Source organism: Pseudoxanthobacter sp. (assembly GCF_036822375.1).
In the GTDB taxonomy this organism is placed as follows: domain Bacteria; phylum Pseudomonadota; class Alphaproteobacteria; order Rhizobiales; family Segnochrobactraceae; genus Pseudoxanthobacter.
The window spans coordinates 1-4606 of the sequence record NZ_DAISHT010000035.1; the positions used below are offsets into that span (position 1 = coordinate 1).

The window sequence follows — 4606 nt, forward strand, 5'->3', positions numbered from 1 at the left end:
TCCGGTCACCAAGGACAAGCGCGGCGAAGCGCCGTTCTCGGTGGATGCGAACCTGTTGCACTCGTCTTCCGAGGGCAAAGTGCTGGAGGATCCCAACGAGGAGCCGCCGGCCTATGTCTTCCAGCGCACCGTGTCGCCGGAAGAAGCCCCGGACCAGCCGACCGTCATCGAGATCGGCTTCGAGCAGGGCAATGCCGTGTCCATCAACGGCGAGGCGCTGTCGCCGGCCACGCTGCTGACCCGCCTCAACGAACTGGGCAAGGTCAACGGCATCGGCCGCCTCGACCTTGTCGAGAACCGCTTCGTGGGCATGAAGTCGCGCGGCGTCTACGAGACCCCCGGCGGCACCATCCTGCACGTCGCTCACCGCGCGATGGAATCGCTCACCCTCGACCGTGGCGCCGCCCACCTCAAGGACGAGCTGATGCCGCGCTATGCGGAGCTGATCTACAACGGCTTCTGGTTCTCGCCCGAGCGCGAGATGCTGCAGTCGCTGATCGACAAGAGCCAGGAGCCGGTTTCCGGCACGGTGCGGCTGAAGCTCTACAAGGGCAACACCATCGTCATCGGCCGTTCCAGCCCGAATTCGCTCTATTCGACCAAGATCGTCACCTTCGAGGACGACGCCGGCGCCTACGACCAGAAGGACGCTGCGGGCTTCATCAAGCTCAACGCCCTGCGCCTGCGGCTGCTGGCCGCCCGCGACAAGGGCATGGAGCGCTGAGGCCGCGGGCCGGAAACCGGGACGCTGCAATCTGAAGGCGCGGGGGCCTGCCCCCCGCGCTTTGTTCCGGCCGGGCACCGCCCGCTGCCGCGATGCCTTGCCGCCGGGGCCGCCCGCGGCACAGAGGGTGACCGATGGCCCAGAGCCCCCTTGCCGATGCCGGCCCGGCACTGCCGGATGCCCTCGCCCTTGCCCGCCGGCTGATCCGCCAGCCGAGCGTGACGCCCGATGCCCGCGGGCCGCTGGACGAGATGGAGGCGGTGCTTTCTGCCGCCGGCTTCCGCGTGGCCCGTCCGGTGTTTTCGGAAGAGGGCACGGAGCCGGTTGAAAATCTCTATGCCCGCTTCGGCACCGGCCGCCCGCACATCGCCTTCGCCGGCCATGTGGATGTGGTTCCGCCGGGCGACGTGGCCGCCTGGCGGCACGATCCGTTCTCCGGCGCCGTGGAAGACGGCGCGCTCTACGGACGCGGCGCGGTCGACATGAAGGGCGGCATCGCCGCGTTCATGGCCGCCGCCCTCGGCTTTCTGGCCAAGGCGGGACCGGATTTCGCCGGGTCCGTTTCCTTTCTCATCACCGGCGACGAGGAAGGGCCGTCCGTCAACGGCACCGCGAAGCTGCTGGACTGGTGTGCCGAGCGCGGCGAGGTGTTCGACGCGGCGCTCGTCGGCGAGCCGACCTGCGCGGCGCTGCTGGGCGACACGGTGAAGATCGGCCGGCGCGGCTCGATGTCGGGCACCGTCACCTTCCGGGGCGTGCAGGGCCATGTCGCCTACCCCGAGCGCGCCCTGAATCCGCTGCGGGCGCTGCTGGCGGTGGCGCCGGCGCTGACAGAGCCGCCGCTCGATGCCGGCAACGCCCATTTCGCCCCCTCCAATCTGGAAATCGTGTCGGTCGACACCGGCAATCCGTCGTGGAACGTCATTCCGGCCGAGACGCGGCTGCGCTTCAACATCCGCTACAACGATCTGTGGACCCGGCCGGCGCTGGAAGCGGAACTGCGCCGCCGTCTGACGGCCGCCGCGACGGCCGCCGGCGTTGCGGTGCCGGAGCTGGTGCTGGAGCGCGCCTCCGGCGATGTGTTCCTCACCGCGCCCGGACCGCTGGTGGCGGCGCTCTCCGGCGCCATCGCGGCGGTGACCGGGGTTGAGCCGGCGCTGACGACCGGCGGCGGCACATCGGACGCGCGCTTCATCAAGGACTATTGTCCGGTGGTTGAGTTCGGACTGGTCGGCACCACCATGCACAAGGTCGACGAGCGCGTGCCGGTGGCTGAGCTGGAGCAGCTGGCCGCCGTTTATGCCGCTTTCCTCAGCCAGTATTTTGCCGGCTGATGTCCATGGCCAGTCGTGACCCCGCGGGCCTCGTCGCCCATGTCATCCGCGCGCTGGAAGGTTCGATCGACGTGCTCTTCGGCCGCCAGAAGGCGCTGGCGGGCTTCGAGTTCAGCGTCGAGGCGTTCTGGCTGTCGTTCGGCGCCATCGTGCTGCTGGTGCCGGCGCTGGTGATTTCCACGGTGGCGGAAGCCCACCTTGCCGTCGGCCTCGGCCTGATGGAGGCCGATTCCTTTCCGTGGACGCTGCTGTTCGCCACCCGCGCCGGCGAACTCGTCATCGACTGGATCGGCTATCCGCTGATCCTGATGGCGCTGGCCCGGCCGCTGGGCATTGCGCCGCGCTTCGTGCCCTATGTCATCGTGCGCAACTGGTCGAGCGTGGTGGCGGCGGCGATCTATGTGCTGCCGGAACTGCTGTTCACCTTCGGCCTCGTCGACGGTGAGGCCTGGTTCCTGGCCAATCTGGTCGTGCTGGTGATCGTGCTGTTCTACCATTACCGCGTGGCGCGGCTGGCGCTGGCGGCGCCGGTGGGGCTCTGCATCGGGCTGGTGGCGCTGGAGACGGTGTTCAGCATCCTCGTCAGCGTCGGTTTCGACCGCCTGATCGGGCTCTGAGGCGGCCACCGCCTCAGGCGAGGGCCAGATCGACCGGCGCGATTTCGGCCGGCGCCGTCAGCGCCTTTTCAAACGGCGTCGGCGGGCGGGCGCCGCTGACGGCGAGCAGGGCCTCGCCGGCCGCGGTGCGCTGGCCGGACATCGCCAGCGCGGCGACCAGCGTCAGGCGGAACAGGTTGTTCTCGATGCGGCTGCCCCCGGCCTCGCGCAGCCGGCCGGCAATGGGCGTCAGCGCGGCCACGGCACCGGCCGCATCCTGCGCGGCCATCGCGGCTGCGCCCTGGCCCAGTTGCAGGCCGATCTGCCAGCGCTCGCTGCGCACGGCAGCGGCCGACATCAGCCGCAGCGCCTCGTCGGCCTCCGCCTTGCGGCCGCCGCGCACCAGAGCATAGAGAAAGTGGGCGTTCAGGAACGGGTTGACGGCCTCGCCGGCGTGCTCCGCGGCGCTGGCGGCAAGGCCGGTCCAGAAGGTCGGGTCGAGCGGCGCGCTGACCAGTTCCACCCGCCAGAGGATGGAAATGGCATCGGTCAGTGCGCGCGGCGTGCGCGGGTCGACGATGGCGAGGGCGCGGTGATAGAGCGCCATGGCAGCCGGCACATCGAGCCGGGTCAGATGCAGCAGAGCGTTCATCCACACATTGTGGGTGCGCAGCACCGTGTTGTGCCCGTCCCACGTCGGCGCCACGGTGTCGAACAGGCGCAGGCCATCGGCGATGGTGCCGCCGGCGATATGGCAGGCACCGAGCACGAAATGGGCCCACGGCGTATCGAGATCGAGGGCCAGGGCCCGTTCGGCCGTTTCGCGGGCCACCGCCGTGGCGCCCTGCTGGGCCTGTGCATCCGCCAGCAGGGCCAGAAAGGGGGCCTGCTCCTCGTTCATCACCCGCGCCCGGCCCATCATCCGCAACTGGCGCACATCGTCGGGCGCGTGGGCAAACAGCGTGTGGGCGAAGCGCAGGGCGATGAGGTCTTCCGGCCACCGCTCGACCACGCTTTCCAGCCGCAGCAGGGCCTCGCCGAAAGCGCAGCGCGCCCAGGCATCGGCGGCCTCGATCAGCCAGCGCTCGCGCTCCGTCACATGGGGAACGAGGCGGGCGAGGTCGACCAGCGGACGGGCCAGAGTGGCGATCTGGCGGGCCGAGCCGGTGCGCAGCGCCAGCCAGGCGGCATAGATTTGCACCAGCGGGCAGTCGGGCACCGCCTCGGCCAGCGCCACGATCTCATGCTCGTTGTCATGGTAACCGAGGCAGGCGTGCTGGAACTGCCGCACGGCGGCGGCGGTGTGGTCGTCGGCCCCGGTCAGATAAAGGCCGCGCATGTCGAGCGGCATGGCTTCTCTCTCCCCGGACCGCGCACAGGCCTTCCTCATAGCACAAATATGGCGCGTCCGCGCTGCCGACCGTCGCCGGCCGGCTGAACGGCGGCTGAACGGCGCCCTCAGGCCGCGTTCAGCCGGCCGGCGCTATCGTCGGCTTCATCGTGAAAGCGGCGGCTGCGGCCGCCGGGTTCAGAGGAGAGGCAGATGGTCTGGCATCGGGAAACGGAGCAGGCACCGGCTGCGGCATGCGCCCGTGTGCAGAACGCGGGCATCGGGCGCCGCGGTCTGGCGGGGCTGCTGGCCCTGGCCGGCGTGGTGCTGGCTGTTGTGGCCGGCGGGGCCGCGCCGGCGGCTGCGGCCGGGGTGGTGCCGGTGCAGTGGAACGGCGGCTGGCAGCCGGGCGGCCAGTATGCGCCGCCGCCGCCCCCGCCGCCCGGCGGCTGGTACCGCGGCGGCTATAACCCGCCGCGCTACCGCGCCTATCCGCCGCGTTACCGCGAGGTGTGCCGGGTGCGGCGCGAGCGGGTGGTGCTGCGCCGGCCCTATGCGCCGCCGGTGGTCTCGTGGCGCCCGGTCCGGGTGTGCCGGCCGGTGCGCTGAGGGGGCGTTGCGC

At 70.8% G+C, this 4606-nt stretch carries 4 protein-coding genes and 1 pseudogene; 4 read left to right on the plus strand and 1 reads right to left on the minus strand.

Annotated features, from left to right (window positions below):
• The 3 genes and pseudogenes from V7067_RS05680 to V7067_RS05690 all read left to right on the plus strand — a co-directional run.
• Positions 1-724: pseudogene (locus V7067_RS05680) on the plus strand (argininosuccinate synthase); the annotation flags it as partial.
• Positions 725-858: 134 nt separating this feature from the next.
• Positions 859-2058: a succinyl-diaminopimelate desuccinylase gene (gene dapE, locus V7067_RS05685; protein ID WP_334174916.1), complete on the plus strand. Its 1200-nt coding sequence runs from the start codon at positions 859-861 to the stop codon at positions 2056-2058.
• Positions 2059-2063: 5 nt separating this feature from the next.
• On the plus strand, positions 2064-2675 hold the full coding sequence (locus tag V7067_RS05690) for a hypothetical protein (protein WP_334174917.1): 612 nt from the start codon (positions 2064-2066) through the stop codon (positions 2673-2675).
• Positions 2676-2688: 13 nt separating this feature from the next.
• On the opposite strand, the gene V7067_RS05695 is transcribed toward V7067_RS05690, so the two are convergent.
• Complete coding sequence (locus V7067_RS05695; RefSeq protein ID WP_334174918.1) at positions 2689-4005, minus strand: hypothetical protein; 1317 nt, start codon at positions 4003-4005, stop codon at positions 2689-2691.
• A gap of 192 nt (positions 4006-4197) precedes the next feature.
• Here V7067_RS05695 and V7067_RS05700 point away from each other — a divergent pair, with 192 nt between their 5' ends.
• Positions 4198-4593, plus strand: a complete 396-nt coding sequence (locus tag V7067_RS05700) for a hypothetical protein (protein ID WP_334174919.1) — start codon at positions 4198-4200, stop codon at positions 4591-4593.
• Positions 4594-4606: the final 13 nt, after the last annotated feature.

What these genes read in the sequence shown, in the direction of transcription:
- dapE (WP_334174916.1), top strand. Translation starts at nt 859, where the DNA reads ATGGCCCAGAGCCCCCTTGCCGATGCCGGCCCGGCACTGCCGGATGCC.
- V7067_RS05690 (WP_334174917.1), top strand. Translation starts at nt 2,064, where the DNA reads ATGGCCAGTCGTGACCCCGCGGGCCTCGTCGCCCATGTCATCCGCGCG.
- V7067_RS05695 (WP_334174918.1), bottom strand. Translation starts at nt 4,005, where the DNA reads ATGCCGCTCGACATGCGCGGCCTTTATCTGACCGGGGCCGACGACCAC.
- V7067_RS05700 (WP_334174919.1), top strand. Translation starts at nt 4,198, where the DNA reads ATGGTCTGGCATCGGGAAACGGAGCAGGCACCGGCTGCGGCATGCGCC.